Source organism: Mycobacterium sp. IDUB_17, assembly GCF_055419465.1.
The window spans coordinates 466,231-487,530 of the sequence record NZ_JBVAXS010000001.1; the positions used below are offsets into that span (position 1 = coordinate 466,231).

Below are 21,300 nucleotides of genomic sequence, written 5' to 3' on the forward strand. Positions count from 1 at the left end.
GTGACATGCTCGTCAGGTGTCCGGCGCAGCCCAGAATCGGCAGGGCGCGGCCACCCGGCTGCGCCTGGTGAAGGCTGCCGAACGATTGTTCGCCGCTCAAGGGGTCGATGCGGTATCGGTGCGCGCGGTCAATGCCGCCGCGGGCCTCGGTGCGGCCTCGGTGCATTACCACTTCGGATCCAAGGATGACCTGCTGCGCGCGGTGCTCACCGACGTCGGTGCGCCGGTGCGCGACGAGATCGCGGTCAACGTGGCGGTACTCGCCGCCGATCCGGTCGCGCCGAGTCCTGACGCCCTGGTCCGCGCGGTCACCGAGCCGTATCTGAAACTGCTGGTGCGCCATCGGGTCCGGGGGATGCGGTGGATCAAGATCATCGCGCAGATCTCGCAGGAGAACAATCCGGTGCTTCTCGCTACCGAGCAGCACCTGCCCGACGAACTGTTCACCCAAGTTCAGCGGGCCTTTCCGGATTCCGACCCGGCGCGCCTGGAACTGCGCTGGGCCATCTCGATCATGAACTTCATCCAAGCGCTGAGTCGGGCCGACGAATGGCGCCGTAACGGCAGCCGTCTCGACGAGGACGAACTGCGCGATTTCTACGACGACCTGGTGTGTTTCGTCGTCGGCGGCGTCGATCGCCTCCTCGGTTCCTGAACTGATCCGTCCTACCCAGCGGGAGTTTTCGCGTTTGAATTTCTGGATCATTTGATCCAATCAATCGATCCAGATAACGTCCGGGACATGTGGAATTCGAGTTCGATCAAGTTCGGGGCGTTCCTGGCGCCCTACCACCCCCTCAACGCCGACCCGGCACTGCAGCTGCGGCGTGACATCGACCTGATGGAACACCTCGACCATCTCGGCTTCGACGAGGCGTGGATGGGTGAGCACCACTCGACCGGGTCTGAAATCGTCCCTGCGCCAGACATGTTCATCGCCGCAGCAGCAGAGCGCACCGAGCGCATCCGCTTCGGCACCGGCGTGATGTCGCTGCCCTACCACCACCCGCTGGTCACCGCGGACCGCATCACCCAACTCGATCTGCAGACCCGCGGCCGGCTGATCGTCGGCACCGGGCCGGGCAAGATCCCGCTGGACGCGCACATGATGGGGATCAACCCGAGCGACCAGCGTCGCATGCAGGGCGAGGCGCTGGAGGCGGTACTCCGGCTGCTACGCGGCGAGGTCGTCAACATGGAGACCGACTGGTTCACCCTCCGCGATGCGCGGGCCCAGTTGCCCACCTACGATCCGGCAGGCATCGAGGTGGCGACCGCGTCGACCATCTCTCCGAACGGGTCGGTGCTAGCCGGCACGCACGGGCTGTCTCTGCTGTCGCTGGCGGCCAGCTCACCGACCGGATTCGACGTGCTCGACCGCAACTGGGGTGTCTACGAGAAGGTTTCGGCCGAGAACGGACACCGGGCGGACCGCTCCACCTGGCGCCTGGTCAATCCGATGTTCATCGCCGAGACCCGGGCCGACGCGGAGCGGGCCGTCAGCCGCCGGATCCATGCCATCGCCGAATACGTCAACCGCCAGCAGGGCATCAACCCCGACTGGGCGCAGACCCCCGAGGGCATCATCAACCAGTGGCGCACCGACAACCTGGGCGAGTTCGGCCAGGTCATCATCGGAACGCCTGAAGATGCGATCGCGCAGATCGAGCGTCTCATCGAGAAGACCGGCGGATTCGGCACGCTGCTGATCATGCATGTGGACATGGCCGGCTGGGACGACACGAAGCGCAGCTACGAACTGTTCGCCTCCGAGGTCGTCCCGCACTTCAAGAACCGCAACGTCGGACGGCAGGCCAGCATGCAATTCGCCGAGGACAACAGCCAATACCTCCTCGGCGGCCTCATCGGCGCGATCACCAAGGCGCACACCGACTATTACGGCCAGCCTGCCGAGCAGCTCGCCGGGCAGGGGGCCTGATGCGCGCGGCGCAGTACTTCGAAGGCACGTTCACCGTCACCGACGTCACCGAGCCACCGGCCACCGGGCCCGGGCAACTGCGCATCAAGGTTGTGGCCTGCGGCATCTGCGGCAGCGATCTGAGCATGTCGAAGGATCCGTGCCGGTTCGTGTCGGTCGCAGCCGCCGGGGGCTTCCCGCTCGCGGTGTTCGACCACAGCAAGCCCATCGTGCTCGGACACGAGTACGCCGGCACGGTCGTCGAATGCGGTCCGGGCGTCACCGATTTCGAGGTGGGTGACCGGGTCGCGGGTATCGGCGTCGCCACCGAGGCCGGCACCGGCATCCCGACGATCATCGGCTATTCGAACGAATACCACGGTGCCTTCGGCGAGTTCATCGTCGTCGACGGGTTCTGGGTGCGCAGGGTGCCGGACGGGTTGTCCCTCGAGCACGCAACGCTGGCCGAGCCGCTGCACGTCGGCGAGATGCACGTGCAGCAGTCGGGGCTCACCGAGGCCGACGCCGCACTGGTGATCGGTTGCGGCTCTATCGGTCTCGGCACGATCCTGGCGGCCAAGGCCCACGGTGCGCACACGGTGATCGCCGCCGAGCCCTCGCCCAAGCGCCGCGAGCTGGCACTCAAGATGGGTGCCGACATCGTGGTCGACACGAACGAGCAGGATCCCATCGAGCTGTGGAATTCGATGCTCATGGAAGGCCGCGGAGGTAATGGCATCCTCATCGCCTACGAGTGCAGCGGGCGCGTCGGCACCCTCAACACGCTGACCCACACCTTGCCGTTCGGATCCCGGATCCAGGTCGTGGCTTCACCTTTCGGTGACGAGACGATCATCCCGGTGGTCGCCCAGTTCCGGCAGATCGCGATCAACTTCGGCCACGGCCCCTACCATGAGGCCTATGACACCGTGCTGAAGCGGCTGGCCGACGGCGAGATCGACGCCGAGGCGATCATCACCGGCCGGGTCGGTCTGGACGGGCTGGGCGACGCTTTCGAGGCGCTGCGTGACCCCGAGGCGCACGTCAAGATCCTGGTGCTGCCCGGGGCGTGAGGTCGGCGAAGTCCGCGCTGTGCGTCGAGGGGGCGCGCAGCGCGGAATCGCGGTCAGCCGGCGTGAACCGGCGTCACCGGAATACGGCCGGCACTGGCGCCACCATCGACGGTCAGATCCGCGCCGGTGATGTACGACGATGCGTCCGAGGCGAGGAATGCCACGACGTCGGCAACCTCTTCGGGGGTACCGACGCGCGTGAGTGGCGCACCGGGATGACCTCCGAGACCGCGTTCCACCTCGAGATGGGCGATCATCGGCGTGTCGATCATGCCGGGATAGACGGTGTTGACCCGAATGCCCAACGGGCCCAGCTCGATTGCCGCGACCTTCGACATGCCGCGCAAGCCCCACTTCGATGCGCCGTATGCGGTGTAGCCGGCGAGTCCCTGCACACCGGCCTGTGACGAGATGTTGACGATCGAGCCGCCGCCGGCGGCCTTCATCGGTTCCGTGACGGCCTGCATGCCGAGGAAGGCGCCGATGAGATTGACCCGCAGCATCTGCTCGAATCCGGCGGTGTCCTGCTCAGCCAGCGGCACCACCTTGCAGATGGCGGCATTGTTGACCAGCACGTCGACCCGTCCGAACTCCGCCATCGCGGTATCGACGGTTGTGCGCCAATCGATTTCGCTGCCCACATCGTGGCGGACGAAGCGGGCGGCGGGGCCGATCGATTCGGCGACCCGCTCACCCTCTTCGGCGAGGACGTCGGTCAGTACCACCCGGGCACCGAGCGCGGCGAACAACCGCGCTTCGGCTTCACCCTGTCCGCGGGCGGCGCCGGTGACGATCGCGACCTTGCCGGACAGATCCATCAGCTTCGCGTTCACCATGGCTACTTCTCGTTCTGGTCGATGCCGGTCAGCAGGATCTCCGACATCCGGCGGGGGAACTCGGTGACCTTGGCCATGGCCACGATCTGACGCGGCATGACGACATGGCGCTTGTTGCGTTCGATGGCGTCGGCGATGGCAGTGGCCACGACCTCGGGCTCGAGTGCGGACGAAGGCAGCATCCGCAGGCGTTCGAACCGCTCGATCGTCTTGCGCGCGGGCGTGAATTCCCGGATGTGGTCGATCATGTCGGTCCTCACCTCGCCGAGCTGGACGAGCGTGGTGCCCACAGGCTTACCCCGCAGCTCCGCGCGGATACCGGCGGTGAAATGGCTCAGGCCGGCCTTGGAGGTGCCGTACAACGTGACGCCGGGACCCTGCGCGATCGCACCGTAGGACGACACGTTGACGATGTGACCGCGGCCCCGGCTCACCATCCGCGGCATGGCCTGGCGGCACAACTCCAGGGGTGCGGCGAGGTTGACCTGCAGGAGGTTCTGCACGTCGGAGGCGCTGGCGTCGGGGAACAGGCCGACCCGGTCGATTCCGGCATTGTTGACCAGGATGTCGACGGGGCCGTCGGCCTCGACCTGGTCCAGCAGTGCCTCGACGGCGGCGGGATCGGTGAGGTCGGTCGGGTAGGCCCTGCCGCCGATCTCCTTGGCGAGCAGGTTGAGCGACTCGGCATCGCGGGCCACCACGGCGACGTCGACGCCGCGTGCGGCCAGCACCTCGGCGATGCTCTTGCCCAGTCCGCGGCTCGCGCCGGTGACCAGAGCGCGGGTGTTCCTCAGCTTCATGGGTTGCCTTTCAATGGTTTTCAGGTGTGGTCGTGGAGCACAGGGCGTCGCGAACGACGGCGCACACGTCTTCGGTGGCCTCGGCGGCGGCGGGGAGGTGGTCGGCGAGGTTGAAGAATCCGTGGAAGCCGCGCTCGTAGCGCCGGACGCTTACTTCGGCGCCGCCGGCCGCGAGCATGCGGGCATATTCCTCGCCCTCCTCGCACAGCGGATCCAGGGCCCCGGTCAACACGTGCGCATCCGGAAGTCCGGTCATGTCACCGAGAATCGGCGATGCCGACACCTCTGCCTGTGCGCCGCTGTCGCCGAGGTACTGCGCGGTGAACCACTGCATGTGCTCGGCGGTCAGCACCCCGCTCTTGGTGTGCGGGCTGGACAGCGAGGACTTACGGCGCTGATCGACCACCGGGTAGATCAGCACCTGGAATGCGATGTGCGGCCCGCCGCGGTCCCGTGCCGTCATCGCCACCACCGCAGCCAGGTTGCCGCCCGCGCTGTCGCCCGCGATCACCAGCCGGTCGGGGTCGCCGCCGAGGTCGCCAACGTGGGCGGCCACCCATTCGGTTGCGGCCCAGGCATCTTCGACCGCGGCGGGATACGGATGCTCCGGCGCCAGCCGGTAGTCGACCGAAACCACGATCGCGCCGATGCCGTTGGCGAGCCTGCGGCAGCACGAGTCATGGGAGTCGAGGTCGCACAGCACGAACCCGCCGCCGTGGAAATAGACGAGGACAGGTAGTCCCGCGTCAGTGTCGATGCGGGAGTCGGTGGGGTCCAGCGGATGGTAGATCCGTACCGGAATCTCACCGGCGGGACCGGGAATGGCACGGTTCTCGACGCGGCTCACCTGCATGGGTCTGGCCGGTCGGCGGCTGGCCTTGAGCCGGGCCCGTACCTCGGCCGCGGCGGCGATGGGGTCGCTGCCGCCGGAGAGGATCGGGGCGAACGCGTCGCCCATCCGACCGGCGACCTCACGCTTCATGGTTTCGGAGTCGCTCACTTGGAACCCCCGGTCAGCTCACCGCGAAGCACCTTGCCGGTGGCGTTGCGGGGCAGCCTGCCCAGGAACTCGACGTCCCGGGGGATCTTGTACCGGGCCAGGTTCGCCCGCACGTAGTCCTTGATGTCGTCGGGGGCCAGGGTGGCGCCGTCGACCAGCACCACATAGGCATTGAGCCGTTGACCGAAATCGTCGTCGCTGACCCCGATGACCGCCACCTCGTCCACCTCGGGATGACTGGTGATCAGATTCTCGACCTCCAGCGGATAGACGTTCTCACCGCCACAGATCACCATGTCGTCGTCACGGCCGTCGATGTAGAGCCGGCCGGTGTCGTCGAAGTGCCCGACGTCGCCGCTGCTCTGCAGCCCTTCGATCGATTCCTTGGTGCGGCCGTCGGTGTAGCCCGCGAAGCTCACATCGCTGCCGGCGAAAACCCGGCCGATCACGCCCGGTTCGGTGATCTCGTTGCCCGCATCGTCGTACAGGCGCACCGCGCATCCCACCGGCGCCCGACCCGCGGTGCGCGGATCGTGCAGCAGGTCCTCGGGCATCGCCACCGTCATTACCGCGAGTTCGGTTGAGCCATAAAGGTTGTAGAGCACCGGACCGAACTCGGCGAGGGTGCGCTTGACCACGTCGGGCGGCATGGCCGACCCCGAGACGAAGATGATCTTGAGCGACGAGGTGTCGTATTTGTCGCGAATATCCTTGGGCAGGGTGAGAATTCGCTGCAGCATCGTGGGCACCACGACGAGCACGTCGCAGGCGTGGTTCTGGACTGCGCGCAGCGTCTCCTCGGGGTTGAACTTGCGTCGCAGCACCAGGCGGTTGCCCAGCGCCAGCGACAGCACCGCCTGACCGAGTCCGGTGCCGTGGAACATCGGGGCGGCCAGCATGCAGGTCTGACCGCGGCGCCGCGGCACCCGGTCCAACAGCTGCGCCGAGAACAGGGGAGAGGTCTTGCCGCGCGGGGCGCCCTTGGGTGTGCCGGTGGTGCCGCTGGTCAGCAGGGTCATGCCGCCGGGCTTGGCGGGTGCGGCCACCGGTGCCGGCGAGGTGGCGGCGATCAGGCCTTCCAGCGAGCCTTCGACGTCGGAGGCCGATCGGTCATCGGTCCACGCCAGGAAACGACGTACGCCCGGATCGATGGCGCTGACGAGGTCGGTGAACTCCTCGTCGTAGATCAGCACGTTGACCTTCTCGCGGGCCGTGACATCGGCCAGCTGAGGTTTGGCGAAGCCGGTGTTCATCAGCAGCAGTTGTGCCCCGACCTTGCCGGCCGCGGCCAGGATGGTGACCAGTCCCCGATGGTCCCGGCACAGTGCCGCGATGACCGAGCCCGCTCCGATTCCCCGGGAGTTCCAGGCCCGGGCGAGTGCGTTGACCCGATCGTTGAGCTGGGCGAACGTCACGTCGCCCCATTCGTCGGTGATGGCGATGGCGTTGGGGTCGCGGGTGGCGGCGCTTTCGATGACGGCGGCGAAGCCGCCGAACTGGCGGACCAGCTTTGCCTGCCGGATGCCGTCGGCAGCTCCACCGGACAGCCCTGACTCGCGCAGCACCGCGATGCTGCGGGCGATCACCCGGAACCGGTTGACCTTGGCGGCGAGGCTGGCAGGGCGCGGAATGGCTCGCTTCATGGCGCAAACCGTAGGTCGCAGCGAGGCGGCTGCGGGTTGCCGAGTCTCGCTGGGCGGGACAGCTTGTCTACTGGGACACACGTTTGGATAAGAGTGATGGCAGCCACAGAAAGTGCCGTATCGGCGGCCGGACAAGCGAGGGTGAGAATGCGGCGTTTGAAGGGTGAGGACAACAGCTTCCTGGCGTGGGAGAGCTCCGTCCAACCGCAGCACACGATGAAGGCTGTCGTGCTCGACCCGAGCCAGATGTCCGAGCCACTGACGTTCGACCGGCTCAAGGCCGCGGTGCAGGGCTGGGTCGACAACATCGAGCCCATGCAGTGGCAGTTGCTGTCCCCGCGGGTGGGGTTCGGCCGGCCGTGGTGGGTTTCGCGGCCACGGATCGACATCAACCACCACGTGCAGCGGACCACTGCGCCCGCACCCGGTGGCGACGAGGAGCTCGCCGCGACGATCGGCGAGATCTTCGAGGTGGCCCTGGACCGCGACCGGCCTGCCTGGCAACTGTGGTTCGTCGAGGGTCTGGCCGACGGTCGCATCGCCCTGGTGCTCAAGATCCACCACGCCGTGGCCGACGGCACCGCATCTCTGCGGCTGCTGGAAACCCTGTACAGCACCGATCCGCAGACTCCGTTGCCGCAGCCGCAATCGACGCCGTTGCCGAACGAGCGGCGCCCGGCACCGTGGATCTGGTGGCCGCTGGTCCTGCGTCACCAGATCGCGGCACTGGCACGTTTTCCGAGCATCATCGCCCGTACCGTGGCCGTCACCGGCGTGATCCGCCGCCGGCAGAAGGCCGGAAAGCCCGGTTACGCAGAGGCATTCGCCGCGCCGGCCATGCCGTTCAACGAACCGTTCTCGGCCAGCCGCCGATTCGCCTACCGGCGCTGTGACGTGACAGAGATCAAGCGGGTGTCAAAGGCTTTCGGCGTCACGATCAACGACGTCTTCCTCAGCATCTGCGGTGGGGCCCTGCGCGACTACCTGGCCGAGAACGGACAGCTCAGCGACGAAAGCTTGACCGCGGTGGTGCCGGTCTCGATGCGCCCGGACGAAACCGAAACCGAGGCCGAGTGGGGTAACAAGGTGGCGCGCTGGAACGTCCACCTCGCGACCCACATCGCCGATCCGGTGGAGCGACTGGCCGCGATCGCCTCCGCGACCCGCACCGCGCGTGAGGTACAGGCAGAGCGTGACGCCTGGCTGCAGCACGACTGGATGGAGTACTGGCCGCTGTTCTGGTTGTACTCGAGGGTGCTGCCGATCCTCGGGGCCAAGATGAAGCGCCGCCCGATGTTCAGCCTGATCGCGTCCAACATGCGCGGCCCGCAGAACACGCTGTACTGGGGCGGCGCACCGATCGAGCAACTCATCTCCTCGGGGCCCATCGTGTTCCCGATGGGGTTGAACTTCACCGGGTGGAGCTACCGCGATGAGATGGCGATCTGCGTGCTGACCTGTGGCGATCAGGTGTCGGATCCGTACGGCATCGCTGACCGGGTGCCGCACGCGCTGGCGGAGCTGGCGGCGCGGGCAGGTTCAGCCGGCGCCGGGATCCCCGCCGATGCTTCGAATCGTCAGGCGGTATCCGGCTAGGACATCGAACCAGAGGCGGGCCACCGGATCCGTCGCATCGAGTGCATGGCGGCTGCCGCTGCTCAGCAGTTGATCGGCGGCGTTGCGGGCGCGGGTGACGGCCTGGCGCAGCGCCGTCGCGGCGGCGGGGGCATCGGCGCTCAGCGCCGCGACGAGTTGCAGCCGCGCGGCGTCGATGTCAGATTCCGCCTTGGCCACCAGCACCGCCGACGATGTCAGTTCCGTGGTGTCCTCGCTGCCGTACGAGGTGGCCAGCCGCTGGCGGACCTGGCCGACATGTGCCTGCCACACGCCGGCGGCGGCGCCGACGACGGCAGCGGCCTGCCCGGCCCAGTCGAGTACCAGGCAGGAAGGTGGGGCATCGTCGAAATCGCCGGTGTCACAAGAACTGTCGTCTGGATACGGGAACACGGCTTGTGCGTCGATGACCGTATCGGACGCCGTGACGTCACCGATTCCGGCCGAATCCAAGCCGCGCACGCCGGCCTGTCGGGCTACCTGCACCTCATCGCGGGGGAGAAGGACACACCGGACCGAATCCCCTTCCCGGGCGCTGAGCAGCACCCAGTCCGCGAACAGGGCAGCCGTCACCGATTCCCACTGACCGGTCAGCCGGAAGTTCGCGCCGTCAGGAGTCAACCGCCCCGTCGGTTCCCGGCCGGCGGTGACCAACGCACCGGCGTCGGCGCCCCACACCCGTTCGGCGGCAGTGTCGCCGAGGCCTGCCACCGTGTAGGCGGCGGCATTGACCGCCGCGGCCGACCACCCGCCCGACCCGTCGCGCTCGGCGAGGCCGGCCACGGCGGTGACGAAATCGACTGCCTCCGAAGCCGATCGGGACACCGCACGCCCGCCGTAACGGGCCGGCTGCAGCAACCGCGACGACGGCTCGCGCAGGACGGCAATCGATTCAGTAGCCGAGACGCCGGGATCGACGCCGCGCGCAGAGGGCGGCTCGGCCATATGACCTCCTGGGAGGGGCGACGAATGGTATCCACGATGGTGACATACCCGACGGGCAGGATAGGGCGGCACTGATGACGCAGAATGTGCGCGCCGCAGTGCGCCAGGCACTGCCGGCGATCGCCCAGGCCGCCGCCGATGTCGACCACACGGGGGCCGTCGACCCCTCGGTGATCGGCGGCCTGCACGACGCGGGTTTCTTTGCGATGCTGCAACCCAAGGCGTTCGGCGGGATGGAGGCCGATCCGGCCGAGTACCTGGCGGTCACGCGCGACCTTTCCGCCGCATGTACCTCCACCGGCTGGCTGGCCGGGTGGTTGGGGGTCAACACCTGGCATCTGTCGCTGTTCGACGAGCAGGCCCAGCGCGACGTCTGGGGCCGGGATCCGCGGACCCTGCTCTGTGAGTCGTACGCCCCGACCGGCCGGCTCGAACGAATCGGTGACGACTTCCGGTTATCCGGCCGGTGGAGCCGGTGCACCGGAATCCTGCACTCGTCGTGGCTCATGGCCGCAGCGGTGCTGGTCGGCGACGACGGTGCGGCCCAGGATTTCCTGGTGGCCCTGATGCCACGAGCCGACTACGTCGTGGAATCGAGTTGGAACAGCGTGGGATTGCGCGGTATCGGTGCGCACGATGTCGTCGTCTCGGGTGCGGTTGTGCCGCGGTACCGCACGTTCGGCTGGGTCAGCGGCGAGCAGCTCGGCAGGCTGGCTCCGCTGTACCGATTGCCGCAACCGACCATGTACACCCACACCGGCACGGCTCCTCTGCTCGGCGCCGCCGAGAACATCCTTTCGGCGCTGCGGCCCCGGGCGGGCTCGTCGGTTGATCCGGTGGCGATGGCGTGCAGCGATCTCGACTTGTCGGTCCGGCAGATCGAACGCAACCTCGGCGATCTCATGGACTGTGTCCGTGCCGACCTCACCCCGGACAGCGACCTGGTGCTGCGGTCGCGGCGCGACCAGGTGCTGGCCTCCGAGCGTGCCGTCGCGGCGATCCGGACGTTCATCGCGCACTCGGGCGGTCGTGATATCGAGGACCCACTGGTGGAACGGGTGTGGCGCGACGTCCAGACGGCGCAGACCCACGTGGCCAGCAACGTGGAGCAGGTGTTGGCCCTCGTCGGCCGTCACTCGTTCGGCATGGAGGTCGACGAGATCCTCTGGTAGCCAGCCGCCTTCAGACCCACGCGTCAGAGGTCAACGTCCGCAGCACGCGGGACAACAGGTTGTCGGTGGCCTGCGCGTGCGACGGGGCAATCGATGCGGAATCCCGTGCGCCGGTTTCTCGGGAGCCCAGTTGCTGGGAGATGTGCCGGGCCGCACGGATCACGAACGGGGCGGTTCGCTGCAGACGGTGCAACGGCACCGCGCCGGTCAGCGACAGGCCCGCCACCTCGCCGTCGGCCGAGCGAAGTGGGGCCGCCACGCTGGTCAGTCCGATCGCCAACTCCTCGTTGTCGTAGGCGAGCCCGTGCCGGGACCGGATCCGGGCCAGTTCCCGGTGCAGGGTCTCCAGATCGCTGATGGTGGATCGGGTGGACCGGGTCAGCCGTGGCCCCAGGACGGCGTCCACCTCCTCGGCGGGAAGCTGGGCCAGCATGGTCTTCCCCAATGCGCTGGCGTGCGCGGGCGAGTGCCCGGCGACGCGGGTCGGCACCACAGCACTATTGCGGCCGGCCACCTTGTCGAGGTAGACCACATCACCGCCGAACAGCACGCCGAGGTGAACCACCAGTCCGGTGTCGGCATGCAGGCGCGACAGGGTCGGCGATGCCACGCTGCGCAACTGTGAGTGGTCGACCATCCTGGTCACGGGCAGCGGGGAGGCGGCCAGCGCGTAGCCGTCGGGGCGGTGTTGCAGGAGGCCGGCGCTGTGCAACTGCTTGAGAATCCGGTGCACCGAGGATCGGGGAAGGCCCGTGCGGCCCGCGATCTGGTCCAGCCGCAGGTGTTTGCCGGGCTCGTCGAAGACGTTGAGGATCAGGGCCACGCGATCCACCATCGACACGGCCGTCTCCCGTTGTTCGGCGCGTGGTCGTGATGTCGCGTTGCTGGTGGATGCCGGCACCTGCGCCCCCTAGGACGTCGAACAGTGAGTCACTCACGATCTCACTCAGCGGGATGCTGCCGCAACCACCTGATTGCGGTACCCGACCATGGTGGTCAGCACGCGGTACGCGCGACAAGGGAGTTTTGGATGCGTGGTGTTGAAATGACCAGGGACGTTCTGGACGGCATCAATGAGAATGCCGATCGGATACAGGCACTCGGGCCCGTCAACGAGACGCTCGGCCGGCTCGACAACCGGACGGTCGATGCGCTGCGCGAGTCCGGGGTGATGCACATGCTGCAGCCCGCGGAGTTCGGCGGTATCGAGACCCATCCCGGCGACTTCGCCGAGGCCGTTCTCGAGATCGCCCGGCTCGACGGGTCAGCGGGTTGGGTCGCCGGTTCGGTCGGCGTGCCGCCATGGGCATTGGCCTCGGCCGACCGGCGTCTGCGCGACGAGGTGTGGGAGGCGGACTCCGATATCTGGATCGCCTCGGCGCACACGCCGGCCGGACTGCTCCTGCCTGTCGACGGCGGCTATCGGCTCTCGGGCGAGTGGCGGTCGGTGGCGGCGATCGACCACTGCGAGTGGGTTGTCGTCGGGGCCCGTGTGGTCGGCACGGGCGATAGCAACGGGCTCGGCTACTCGCTCGTCCCGCGGTCAGATCTGTGCATCGTCGAGGAATCCTGGGATGCGATCGGGTTGATCGGCACCGGAAGCAAGAGCATCACGATCGCCGACGTGTTCATTCCCGGGCATCGGCTGTTGAATCACAACAGCATCGTCGACGGCACCGCGGCGGGACACGCGGGTCTGCGCAATCCGATCTACCACATTCCGCTGAGCACCATTGCGCCGCTGGGCATCACGGCCGCGGTGATCGGCATGGCCGAGGGCGCCCTGGCCCAGCATGTCGGGACAGTGGACTCCGACGGCCCGGTCTCCGAACACGCGGCCGCCGAGATCCGGGCGTCGCGGCTGGCGTTGCTCGACACGCTGACGGCCTCGTTCAACCGGGTATTGGACGGGCCCATCGACCCCGGTATGCGGGCACGCGCGCGCCGCGATCAGATCGCCGCAGCCCGCAGGGCGGTGCGTGCGATCGATGAGATCGTCTGTCACTCAAGCGTTGACGCGCTGCGCCGAACCAGCCCGGTGCAGCGGTGGTGGCGGGATGCGCACGTCGGGCTTGCGACCGTGGTCGGCGAGTCAAGGGCGGTAGCCCCGTAACTGACGGAAAAACGGTGGGCGGCGCTGATTGTCAGCGCCGCCCACCGTTTTCGTTGCCGGTGATCAGGCGTGGGTTCCGCCGTCGATCCGGATCTCGGTGCCGCTGATGAACGCGCCGTCGTCGGAGACCAGCATCGCGATCACGCCGGCGACCGCGGACGGGTCACCCATCCCGGCGCCGCCGGAGGCCAAGGTGGTCGGCATGATGGGCGACAGCTTGGCGAACAACGACCAGTCGCTGTCGGCGGGAACGAGTCCCGGTGTGGCGTCGGTGATTCCGGACTTGATGCTGCCCGGCGCCACACTGACGGCTCGCAGCCCCTGCTTGCCGTACTCCAGCGCGAGTGAGTGCGTCATCGCCTGGATTCCGCCCTTGCTGGCCGCGTAGGCCGCCATGTACGGATGCGCGAACGCCGCCGAGGTCGAGCTGAAGTTCACGATCGCGCTCCGCGGATTCTCCAGCAGCGCCGGCAGGGTTTCACGGATCACCAGGAATGTCCCGGTGAGATTGACGGCGATGATCTGGTTCCAGGCCTGCAGGCTCATCTCATGGGTGTGCACCGCGCGCAGCATGCCCGCGGCGTTGACCACCGAGTCGAGGCCGCCGAGCGCCTCGACCGCGGTTCGCGCGCCCTCGATCACCGAGGCCTCGTCGCCGATGTCCATCGTCAGCACCGTGAACCGGTCAGAGGTGCCGGCCTGCTGCGCGCTCTGCCGGGTGGCCTCCAGCCCGTCGGCCGAGATGTCGGCGCCCACCACCGCGGCGCCCTCGTCGAGCAGTCGCAGCGCGGTGGCCTGTCCGATGCCGGATCCTGCGCCGGTCACCAGGATCCGGCGGCCCTCAAGTCGATTCATCACTATCACTGTCCCATCACGTATTTCACGGTCGGACCGGTGGTCCAGCCGCCGTCGACGGCGATCTCGGCGCCGGTGACGTAGGTGGAGGCGCCGGACAGCAGGTAGCCGACGGCGCCGGCGATCTCGTCGGCCTCGCCGACGCGGCCCATCGGGGTATTGGGATAGTTGCCCTCACCCCGTTCGATGCCGATCTGTGCGGTCATCGGCGTGTAGGTCATGCCGGGATGCACCGAATTCACCCGGATTCGGTCCGGACCCAGTTCGACCGCGGCGATCTTGCTCAGCCCGCGCACGCCCCATTTGGACGCGCCGTACCCGGCGGTCAGCGCCAGGCCCATCAGGCCGGCGGCCGAGGAGATGTTGACGATGGAACCTCCGCCGGCCGCGCGCATCGGGGCGATGACCGCCTGAAGGCCGTTGAAGACGCCGACCAGGTTGATCTCGAGCACGGTGCGGAAGTGGTCGAGTGGCTCGTGCTCGATGAACTGTCCGGTCGAGATGCCTGCGTTGTTCACCAGGCCGTTCAGTTTGCCGAACTCGGCCAGGGTCAGCTCGACCGCGGATTTCCACTGTGCCGCATCGGTCACGTCGAGGTGGACGTAACGGGCATTGGCCCCCAGTTCGGCGGCCAGCGCGGCGCCGTCATCATCGAGGACGTCGGAGATCACCACCTTGCCGCCACGCGCGACGATGTGCTGAGCGAACGCCGCGCCGAGGCCGCGTGCGCCGCCGGTGACGATCGCCACGACGTCCGACAAGCTATCCGAATCTGCTTGCATCCCAACAACTTCCTTTCAGGGTGAATGTCGGCTGGATTCAGTGTCGATCCTGGCCGCAGCACCGTCGGGTATGAAAGCCACGATATTCGTCGCGGTGTTGGCGTGCCGGAAAGTCCCATTCAGCGGGAATGGGTGGAGCAGTGCTGGGGCCACTCCGTGCCCTCCATCGACACGAACATGGCATCCATTCCCGGCAACCGCTTCATGCTTCCCTCGTTCGCCAGCCCCCAGATGCGGAGGCCCGGACCTATTCGGAATCAGCGCATGGACCGGTGCGAAATTAACGTTCAGCGACACTTCGGTTTCCTGCGGACGGCAACGGCGGCCCGACCCCACGCCGTTTGCTGCGGAGCCCGGAGACCCCTGGTACCGGTGAGTGAGACAACGGGTGTCCGCCGCACACCCTGGTTCGTAACGTGACAAGCCGAATCTTGAAGTGAAAGGCAACACAGTGACAGCCCAGCCAGCTCCGTCAGGTACCGCCGAACGCACCTCCGCGGAGGTGGATGTCGTTGTCGTGGGAGCCGGTTTCGCCGGGCTGTACGCACTGCACCGCTTTCGCGAGCAGGGCCTTTCGGTGCGAGTGTTCGAGGCCGCCGACGGGGTGGGCGGCGTCTGGTACTGGAACCGCTATCCGGGCGCCCGCTGCGACGTCGAGAGCGTCGACTACTCCTACTCGTTCGATTCCGACCTTGAGCAGGAGTGGAACTGGACCGAGAAGTACGCCACCCAGCCGGAGATCCTGGCCTACCTCAACCACGTGGCCGACCGGTTCGACCTGCGGCGCGACATCTCCTTCGGGACCCGCGTGACCGACATGGTGCTCGACGAGAAGACGCTGCGCTGGCAGGTCCGCACCGACCGCGGCGACGTGGTGTCCGCGCGGTTCTGCATCCTGGCGGTCGGGCCGCTGTCGAACGCGAACATCCCGGCGATCGAGGGCCTCGATTCGTTCGCCGGCGAGGTCTACCACACCGCGCACTGGCCGCACGAAGGTGTTGATTTCACGGGCAAGCGGGTCGGCGTGATCGGCACCGGATCCTCGGGCATCCAGGCGATCCCGTACATCGCCAAAGAAGCCGCACAGCTCTACGTCTTCCAGCGCACCCCGAACTACAGCGTGCCGGCCGGCAACATTCCGCTCGACGACGAGACGCGGGCCGCGCAGAAGGCCGGTTACACCGAGCGGCGCAGGCTCTCGATGCTCAGCGGTGGCGGCTCACCGCACCAGCCTCATCCCAAGTCCGCCCTGGAGGTCTCCGCCGAGGAACTGCAGCAGGCCTACGAGCGGCGCTGGGAACTGGGCGGTGTGTTGTTCTCCAAGGCCTTCCCGGATCAGCTGCTCACCATCGAGGCCAACGACACCGCGCGCCTGTTCTGGGAGCAGAAGGTGCGGGCCGTGATCGACGATCCCGCCGTGGCCGACGTGTTGATCCCGAAGGATCATCCGATCGGCGCCAAGCGAATCTGTACCGACGACAACTACTTCCAGACCTTCAACCGGGACAACGTCTCGTTGGTGAATCTGCGGGCCACGCCGATCGAGCGGATCGACGCCTCCGGTCTCGACACCACCGAGGAGCACTACGAGCTCGACGCACTGGTGCTGGCCACCGGATTCGACGCGATGACCGGATCGGTCCAGAAGCTCAATGTGGTGGGCCGGGGCGGCCGGACCCTCAATGAGGCGTGGGCCGAGGGACCGGAGACCTACCTCGGCCTCGGTGTCCCGGGCTTCCCGAACCTGTTCAACATCGCCGGTCCAGGCGCGCCTTCGGTGCTGGCCAACATGGTGCTGCATTCGGAGTTGCACCTGAACTGGGTGGCCGACGCGATCGCCTATCTCGATGCTCAGAGCGCTCCGGCGATCGAGGCGCGCGAGGATGCTGCGGCCGAGTGGGTGGCCGAGTGCACCCGCCGTGCCGCTGGAACGCTTATGCCGCAGGCCAATTCGTGGTACCTCGGGGCGAACATCCCGGGCCGGCCGCGGGTGTTCATGCCGTTCGTCGGCGGCTTCGGCGTGTACGGCGAGATCATCGCCGACGTCGCAGCGGCCGGCTACAAGGGCTTCGACATCCACCAGGATCTGACCGTCTAGCGGCGGTCCCTGCGGGGGCCGGCTGCTTCGGGCGCCGGCCTCCGGCACAGGGATCGGTCAGCCGTCGCGGTCCAGCAGCGCTCGGATGTCGGCGCACACCTGCCGCCTGGCGGTGCCGGCCAGGGTGAGTGCCGGCATGGTCATGAACCCGTGGACGGCGCCGGAGAAACTCCGGTGCGCGACCGGAACACCCTGGGCTGCAAGCGCTTCGGCATAGCCTTCGCCTTCGGAGTGCAGCGGGTCGAAACCCGCGGTGATCACCACTGCCGGTGGCAGTCCGGACAGATCCGCGCGTAGTGGCGACGCATGGGGGTGGGCGCGGTCGTCCGCGTCCGGAACGTACTGGTCCCAGTACCACACCATGGCGGCACGGGTGTTGTAGAACCCCGTCTCGAACCGGCGGTAGGACTCGGTGTCGAAGTCCGCGGCGGTCACCGGATACAGCAGCGCCTGACACGCGATGTCCGGACCGCCGCGATCGCGGGCGAGGATCGTGGTGACGGCGGCGAGGTTGCCGCCGGCGCTGTCACCGGCGACGACGATCTTCGAGGCGTCGCCGCCGAGCTCGTCGGCGTTGCGCGCAACCCAGCACAATGCGGCGTACACGTCGTCGGCGGCTGCCGGCCAACGTGACTCCGGCGCCAGCCGGTAGTCGACGGACACCACCGCCGCGCCGATGCCGTTGGACAGCGACCGGCACAGGTCGTCGTGCGTGTCGAGGTCGCAGAACACGAATCCGCCGCCGTGCGCGAACACCACCATCGGTGCCGGGGCATCGGAAGACGTTTCCGGCCAATAGATCCGGACGGGAATATCGCCCCCGGGCCCCGGTATCGTCCGGTCCTCGACTGACCCGATGGGCTGTGGTCGTTCTGTCGGCCGATACCGGGACCGCACGGCGGCCCTGGCTTCGGCCCCGCTCATCGTCTCGACAGCAGGAAAGCCGGCATTCAGTACGGGCAGTAGTTCCGCGATCTCCGGATCGACTTTCATTTCCGCCTTTTCGTCGGGTTGTCGGTACCCGGCAACCGGTCCTGCATCCCACCAAACCACATCGGCGCCGGCCCCGGGGTATGTGTTCCGCGCAGCGGGATCAACGAGTCCGGCTCTCGGCCAGCACGATTGAGGCCCGAACGGGTGCGGGCCGCACCCCGGCTATACCACACCGCCAAAAGTCTTGTACCGCTGAGCGAGACAGCAGTTCCGGGATGTGCGGGGGGTGCGCACGATCACATGGCCGGGCCCGCTGAGGCATCGGACACACCGAGGCGGTCGGTTCGAGCGTCGCTCCCAAGCGCGAAATCCGCCAAGGGCCGGGCAATTCCGGGTCGTCATCACGGCGTGCTCGACAACCAAATAGATGGAGAGGCAATGGACCGACATAGCAAGTTCGACAACGGCGCCGTACCCGCTGTGCGTCGCCGTTCGAGAACGACATGGAGAGCCCTTGGCATCATGCTCACTGCCATCGGCTTCTTCGTGATGTCCGTGCTGCCGGCGTGGGCCGCCGAGAACATGCGGGTGACTTTTGTGCGGCACGGTCAATCCGCGGGCAACACGTCGGGGAACATCGACACCTCGACGCCGGGCCCGTCGCTCACTGCGCTGGGGCGAGAGCAGGCCCGGGCAGTGGCCGACAAGCTGGGGGACAACAACTATGACGCCATCTACGCGTCGCAGATGATCCGTACCCAGCAGACGGCAGAACCGATGTCGGCCTATCTGGGTCTGCCGATCCAGGTGCTGCCCGGCCTGCAAGAGATCGAGGCCGGCGACTACGAGGGCACTCCCGAGAGCGGGGCACTCGGCGGTTACCTCAAGGCCCCGATCGCCTGGGCGTTCGCCGGTCAACTCGGCGCACGCATCCCGGGTTCGATCGACGGCAATGAGTTCGACGCGCGCGTCGACGGCGCGTTGAAGACCATGTACGACAAGGGCGACCGCAACGTCGTCGTGTTCTCGCACGGCGGCACCATCATGTTCTGGACCATGATGAATGCCAAGAACCTCACCTTGGCGGAGAAGGGCATGCTGCTGAGTCAGCACGCACTGGGCAACACCGACTACGTCGTCATCGAGGGAAACCCAGAGGACGGCTGGACATTGGTGGACTGGAACGGCCAGCGGTTCAGCCCCGAGCCCACATTCGGGCATGAGGTCGGGCTGCAGGTGCGGACGCTGACCCGCCAGCTCGAAGCCGCCATGAAGCAGGTCACCGACTCGTTCGCCACCGGTGACGTGATCGAGGTTGCGACGGCGATCAACCGCAGTGTGGCCGACGCGTCCTTCTCGGTGGCCAAGTTCAACCGGGCGATCAATGCCGAGGTCATCAAGCGGGTCGGCAAAGCCATCGATGAGGTACGCAATCCGGATTCCGATGCGGTGTCGGAGCTCACCGACAAGATGTCCGACACGGCCAAGAGCGTTTTCCCGAACACCGGTTCGGTCACGGACCTGCTGAAGCCGCTGAACGCTGCGGTGGCCGATCCGAAGGAAGCGTCGGAATCGACCGGTTCCGATCGCGCCGGTGCGACCCCGAAGGTCACCTCCGCGGTGCGGGGCAACGGTGCGACCGACCTGACCGCCGGCAACATGGTCAGGCCCGGCAAGGCCTTCGTCGATGCCAAGCGCGCCGGTGAGCAGGTGCGTACCGCGGTTTCCGATGCCGCCGATCAGCTCAGGTCGACGGTGAGGTCGTCGATCGGCAGCATCACCGGTGCCACCAAGAAGGTGTCCGAAAGTGCGGGCGCGCCAAGCGCTTCGCGCGATGCCGCGGGTTCCGACAAGGCTTCGGCCGATTCGGACGGCTGATGACCGCGGGTAGGCCGGCGTAGTTTCGCCGCGCCGGCGGCAAGAAATCGGCCCCCTCCGTCAGACGGAGGGGGCCGATTTCGTCGTGGCTGGTCGAGCGGACTAGTCCAGGTAGTCGCGCAGCACCTGGGAGCGGCTCGGGTGACGCAGCTTGCTCATGGTCTTGGACTCGATCTGGCGGATGCGCTCGCGGGTCACGCCGTAGACCTGGCCGATCTCGTCAAGGGTGCGAGGCTGACCGTCGGTCAGGCCGAACCGCAGCCGGACCACGCCGGCCTCACGCTCGGACAGCGTCTCCAGCACGGACTGCAGCTGATCCTGCAGCAGCGTGAAGGACACGGCGTCGACGGCCACCACGGCCTCGGAGTCCTCGATGAAGTCACCGAGCTGGCTGTCGCCCTCGTCGCCGATGGTCTGGTCCAGCGAGATGGGCTCACGCGCGTACTGCTGGATCTCCAGCACCTTCTCCGGCGTGATGTCCATTTCCTTGGCCAGCTCTTCGGGCGTGGGTTCGCGACCCAGGTCCTGCAGCAGCTCGCGCTGGATGCGGCCGAGCTTGTTGATGACCTCGACCATGTGCACCGGGATACGGATGGTGCGGGCCTGGTCGGCCATGGCGCGGGTGATGGCCTGGCGGATCCACCAGGTGGCGTACGTGGAGAACTTGTAGCCCTTGGTGTAGTCGAACTTCTCGACCGCACGGATCAGGCCCAGGTTGCCTTCCTGGATCAGGTCCAGGAACGCCATGCCGCGGCCGGTGTAGCGCTTGGCCAGCGACACCACCAGACGCAGGTTGGCTTCCAGCAGATGGTTTTTCGCGCGATCTCCGTCACGGCAGATCCACTGGAAGTCGCGTCGCACCTGAGTGGTGAGCTTTTCGCCCTTCTCGGCGAACTCGGCCATCTTCTGGGTGGCGAACAGCCCGGCCTCGATGCGCTTGGCGAGCTCGACCTCTTCCTCGGCGTTGAGGAGGGCGACCTTGCCGATCTGCTTGAGGTAGGCGCGGACCGAGTCGGCCGAAGCCGTCAGCTCGGCGTCCTTGCGTGCCTGCCGCAGCGCCTCGGACTCTTCCTCATCCCACACGAAGTCGCCGGAGGCCTTGTCCTTCTCGGACGGCTCGGGGTGGTCCTCGTCGGCCTTGGCCGCCTTGGCCGGTGCGGCGGCCTTGGCGGCCTTGCCTTCCTCAGCCTCGTCCTCGTCCTCGTCGTCGCCCGCGTCCTCGACGTCGTCATCCGTGTCGAGGTCGTCGTCGAGCTCGAGGTCGGTGTCCTCTACGTCGAGATCTTCGCCGGGACCCGCTTCCAGGTCGTCGCCGGTCTCGAGATCGTCATTGACGTCCTCAGGCTTGCCCGCCGCGGCCTTGGTGGCCTTCTTGGCGGGAGCGCGCTTGGTGGCGGTGCCGCCCTCGGCCTTGGCCGCGGTGCTCTTGGCTGCCCGCTTGGCCGGGGCCTTCTTGGCGGGAGTCTTGGTAGCGGTGCGCTTCACCGGCTCGTCGGTCGCCGGGCTTGCCTTTGTCGCTGCCACGTACACCCTTTCGGTCTCACGAAATTTCTCGGCGAGCATGGGCATACTCCACCGAAAGCGTCTGCTATCGAATGTTGGCGTTCTTATCGGCTGGGGATATTCACCGCTATTCGGTA

The 21,300-nt window shown here is 67.3% G+C and carries 18 protein-coding genes; 8 read left to right on the plus strand and 10 right to left on the minus strand.

The window, feature by feature from the left end:
* Positions 1-16: 16 nt before the first annotated feature.
* The 3 genes from ACZYZ7_RS02365 to ACZYZ7_RS02375 all read left to right on the plus strand — a co-directional run bounded on the left by ACZYZ7_RS02365 (position 17) and on the right by ACZYZ7_RS02375 (position 2,991).
* Positions 17-655 (plus strand): TetR/AcrR family transcriptional regulator, encoded by a 639-nt coding sequence (locus tag ACZYZ7_RS02365; protein ID WP_135453857.1) that lies wholly within the window; start codon positions 17-19, stop codon positions 653-655.
* An 87-nt stretch (positions 656-742) separates the two neighbouring features.
* The gene (locus ACZYZ7_RS02370; protein ID WP_450068949.1) at positions 743-1,939 is read left to right on the plus strand and encodes an LLM class flavin-dependent oxidoreductase; all 1,197 of its coding nucleotides are present in this window, start codon (positions 743-745) and stop codon (positions 1,937-1,939) included.
* Entirely contained in the window at positions 1,939-2,991 is a 1,053-nt protein-coding gene (locus ACZYZ7_RS02375; RefSeq protein WP_450068950.1) for an alcohol dehydrogenase catalytic domain-containing protein, read from the plus strand. Before ACZYZ7_RS02370 ends, ACZYZ7_RS02375 begins: the two co-directional genes overlap by 1 nt.
* 53 nt (positions 2,992-3,044) lie before the next feature.
* Here ACZYZ7_RS02375 and ACZYZ7_RS02380 read toward each other — a convergent pair whose 3' ends face one another.
* The 4 genes from ACZYZ7_RS02380 to ACZYZ7_RS02395 are packed head-to-tail and all read right to left on the minus strand — an operon-like array spanning position 3,045 to position 7,270.
* On the minus strand, positions 3,045-3,824 hold the full coding sequence (locus ACZYZ7_RS02380; RefSeq protein WP_450069255.1) for a glucose 1-dehydrogenase: 780 nt from the start codon (positions 3,822-3,824) through the stop codon (positions 3,045-3,047).
* Positions 3,825-3,829: 5 nt separating this feature from the next.
* On the minus strand, positions 3,830-4,627 hold the full coding sequence (locus ACZYZ7_RS02385) for an SDR family NAD(P)-dependent oxidoreductase (protein ID WP_450068951.1): 798 nt from the start codon (positions 4,625-4,627) through the stop codon (positions 3,830-3,832).
* A gap of 10 nt (positions 4,628-4,637) precedes the next feature.
* Complete coding sequence (locus ACZYZ7_RS02390; protein ID WP_450068952.1) at positions 4,638-5,627, minus strand: alpha/beta hydrolase; 990 nt, start codon at positions 5,625-5,627, stop codon at positions 4,638-4,640.
* Positions 5,624-7,270 carry an AMP-binding protein gene (locus ACZYZ7_RS02395; protein ID WP_463740105.1) on the minus strand — a complete coding sequence of 549 codons (1,647 nt, stop codon included), beginning with the start codon at positions 7,268-7,270 and terminating at the stop codon, positions 5,624-5,626. Before ACZYZ7_RS02395 ends, ACZYZ7_RS02390 begins: the two co-directional genes overlap by 4 nt.
* A 147-nt stretch (positions 7,271-7,417) precedes the next feature.
* Here ACZYZ7_RS02395 and ACZYZ7_RS02400 point away from each other — a divergent pair, with 147 nt between their 5' ends.
* A complete protein-coding gene (locus ACZYZ7_RS02400) occupies positions 7,418-8,866 on the plus strand; it encodes a wax ester/triacylglycerol synthase family O-acyltransferase (RefSeq protein ID WP_463740106.1) in 1,449 nt (482 codons plus the stop codon).
* Here ACZYZ7_RS02400 and ACZYZ7_RS02405 read toward each other — a convergent pair.
* On the minus strand, positions 8,810-9,829 hold the full coding sequence (locus tag ACZYZ7_RS02405) for an acyl-CoA dehydrogenase family protein (protein ID WP_463740107.1): 1,020 nt from the start codon (positions 9,827-9,829) through the stop codon (positions 8,810-8,812). The genes ACZYZ7_RS02400 and ACZYZ7_RS02405 overlap by 57 nt on opposite strands.
* A gap of 74 nt (positions 9,830-9,903) precedes the next feature.
* Here ACZYZ7_RS02405 and ACZYZ7_RS02410 point away from each other — a divergent pair, with 74 nt between their 5' ends.
* Positions 9,904-11,001 carry an acyl-CoA dehydrogenase family protein gene (locus ACZYZ7_RS02410; protein WP_463740108.1) on the plus strand — a complete coding sequence of 366 codons (1,098 nt, stop codon included), beginning with the start codon at positions 9,904-9,906 and terminating at the stop codon, positions 10,999-11,001.
* Positions 11,002-11,011: 10 nt separating this feature from the next.
* On the opposite strand, the gene ACZYZ7_RS02415 is transcribed toward ACZYZ7_RS02410, so the two are convergent.
* A complete protein-coding gene (locus ACZYZ7_RS02415) occupies positions 11,012-11,836 on the minus strand; it encodes an IclR family transcriptional regulator (protein WP_083671353.1) in 825 nt (274 codons plus the stop codon).
* Between the two features lie 210 nt (positions 11,837-12,046).
* On the opposite strand from ACZYZ7_RS02415, the gene ACZYZ7_RS02420 reads away from it, so the two are divergent.
* Positions 12,047-13,114, plus strand: a complete 1,068-nt coding sequence (locus tag ACZYZ7_RS02420) for an acyl-CoA dehydrogenase family protein (RefSeq protein WP_167857817.1) — start codon at positions 12,047-12,049, stop codon at positions 13,112-13,114.
* 63 nt (positions 13,115-13,177) lie between these two features.
* On the opposite strand, the gene ACZYZ7_RS02425 is transcribed toward ACZYZ7_RS02420, so the two are convergent.
* Both ACZYZ7_RS02425 and ACZYZ7_RS02430 read right to left on the minus strand, forming a co-directional pair.
* Entirely contained in the window at positions 13,178-13,969 is a 792-nt protein-coding gene (locus tag ACZYZ7_RS02425) for an SDR family NAD(P)-dependent oxidoreductase (RefSeq protein WP_135453866.1), read from the minus strand.
* Between the two features lie 5 nt (positions 13,970-13,974).
* Positions 13,975-14,751, minus strand: a complete 777-nt coding sequence (locus ACZYZ7_RS02430) for a glucose 1-dehydrogenase (RefSeq protein WP_463740109.1) — start codon at positions 14,749-14,751, stop codon at positions 13,975-13,977.
* A 451-nt stretch (positions 14,752-15,202) separates the two neighbouring features.
* Between ACZYZ7_RS02430 and ACZYZ7_RS02435 the strand changes: the two genes are divergently transcribed.
* A complete protein-coding gene (locus ACZYZ7_RS02435) occupies positions 15,203-16,849 on the plus strand; it encodes a flavin-containing monooxygenase (RefSeq protein ID WP_463740110.1) in 1,647 nt (548 codons plus the stop codon).
* 57 nt (positions 16,850-16,906) lie between these two features.
* On the opposite strand, the gene ACZYZ7_RS02440 is transcribed toward ACZYZ7_RS02435, so the two are convergent.
* Positions 16,907-17,842 (minus strand): alpha/beta hydrolase, encoded by a 936-nt coding sequence (locus ACZYZ7_RS02440; protein WP_463740111.1) that lies wholly within the window; start codon positions 17,840-17,842, stop codon positions 16,907-16,909.
* 462 nt (positions 17,843-18,304) lie between these two features.
* Between ACZYZ7_RS02440 and ACZYZ7_RS02445 the strand changes: the two genes are divergently transcribed.
* Positions 18,305-19,660, plus strand: a complete 1,356-nt coding sequence (locus ACZYZ7_RS02445; protein ID WP_463740112.1) for a histidine phosphatase family protein — start codon at positions 18,305-18,307, stop codon at positions 19,658-19,660.
* 102 nt (positions 19,661-19,762) lie between these two features.
* On the opposite strand, the gene ACZYZ7_RS02450 is transcribed toward ACZYZ7_RS02445, so the two are convergent.
* Positions 19,763-21,184: an RNA polymerase sigma factor gene (locus ACZYZ7_RS02450; RefSeq protein ID WP_450069256.1), complete on the minus strand. Its 1,422-nt coding sequence runs from the start codon at positions 21,182-21,184 to the stop codon at positions 19,763-19,765.
* Between the last annotated feature and the right edge of the window lie 116 nt (positions 21,185-21,300).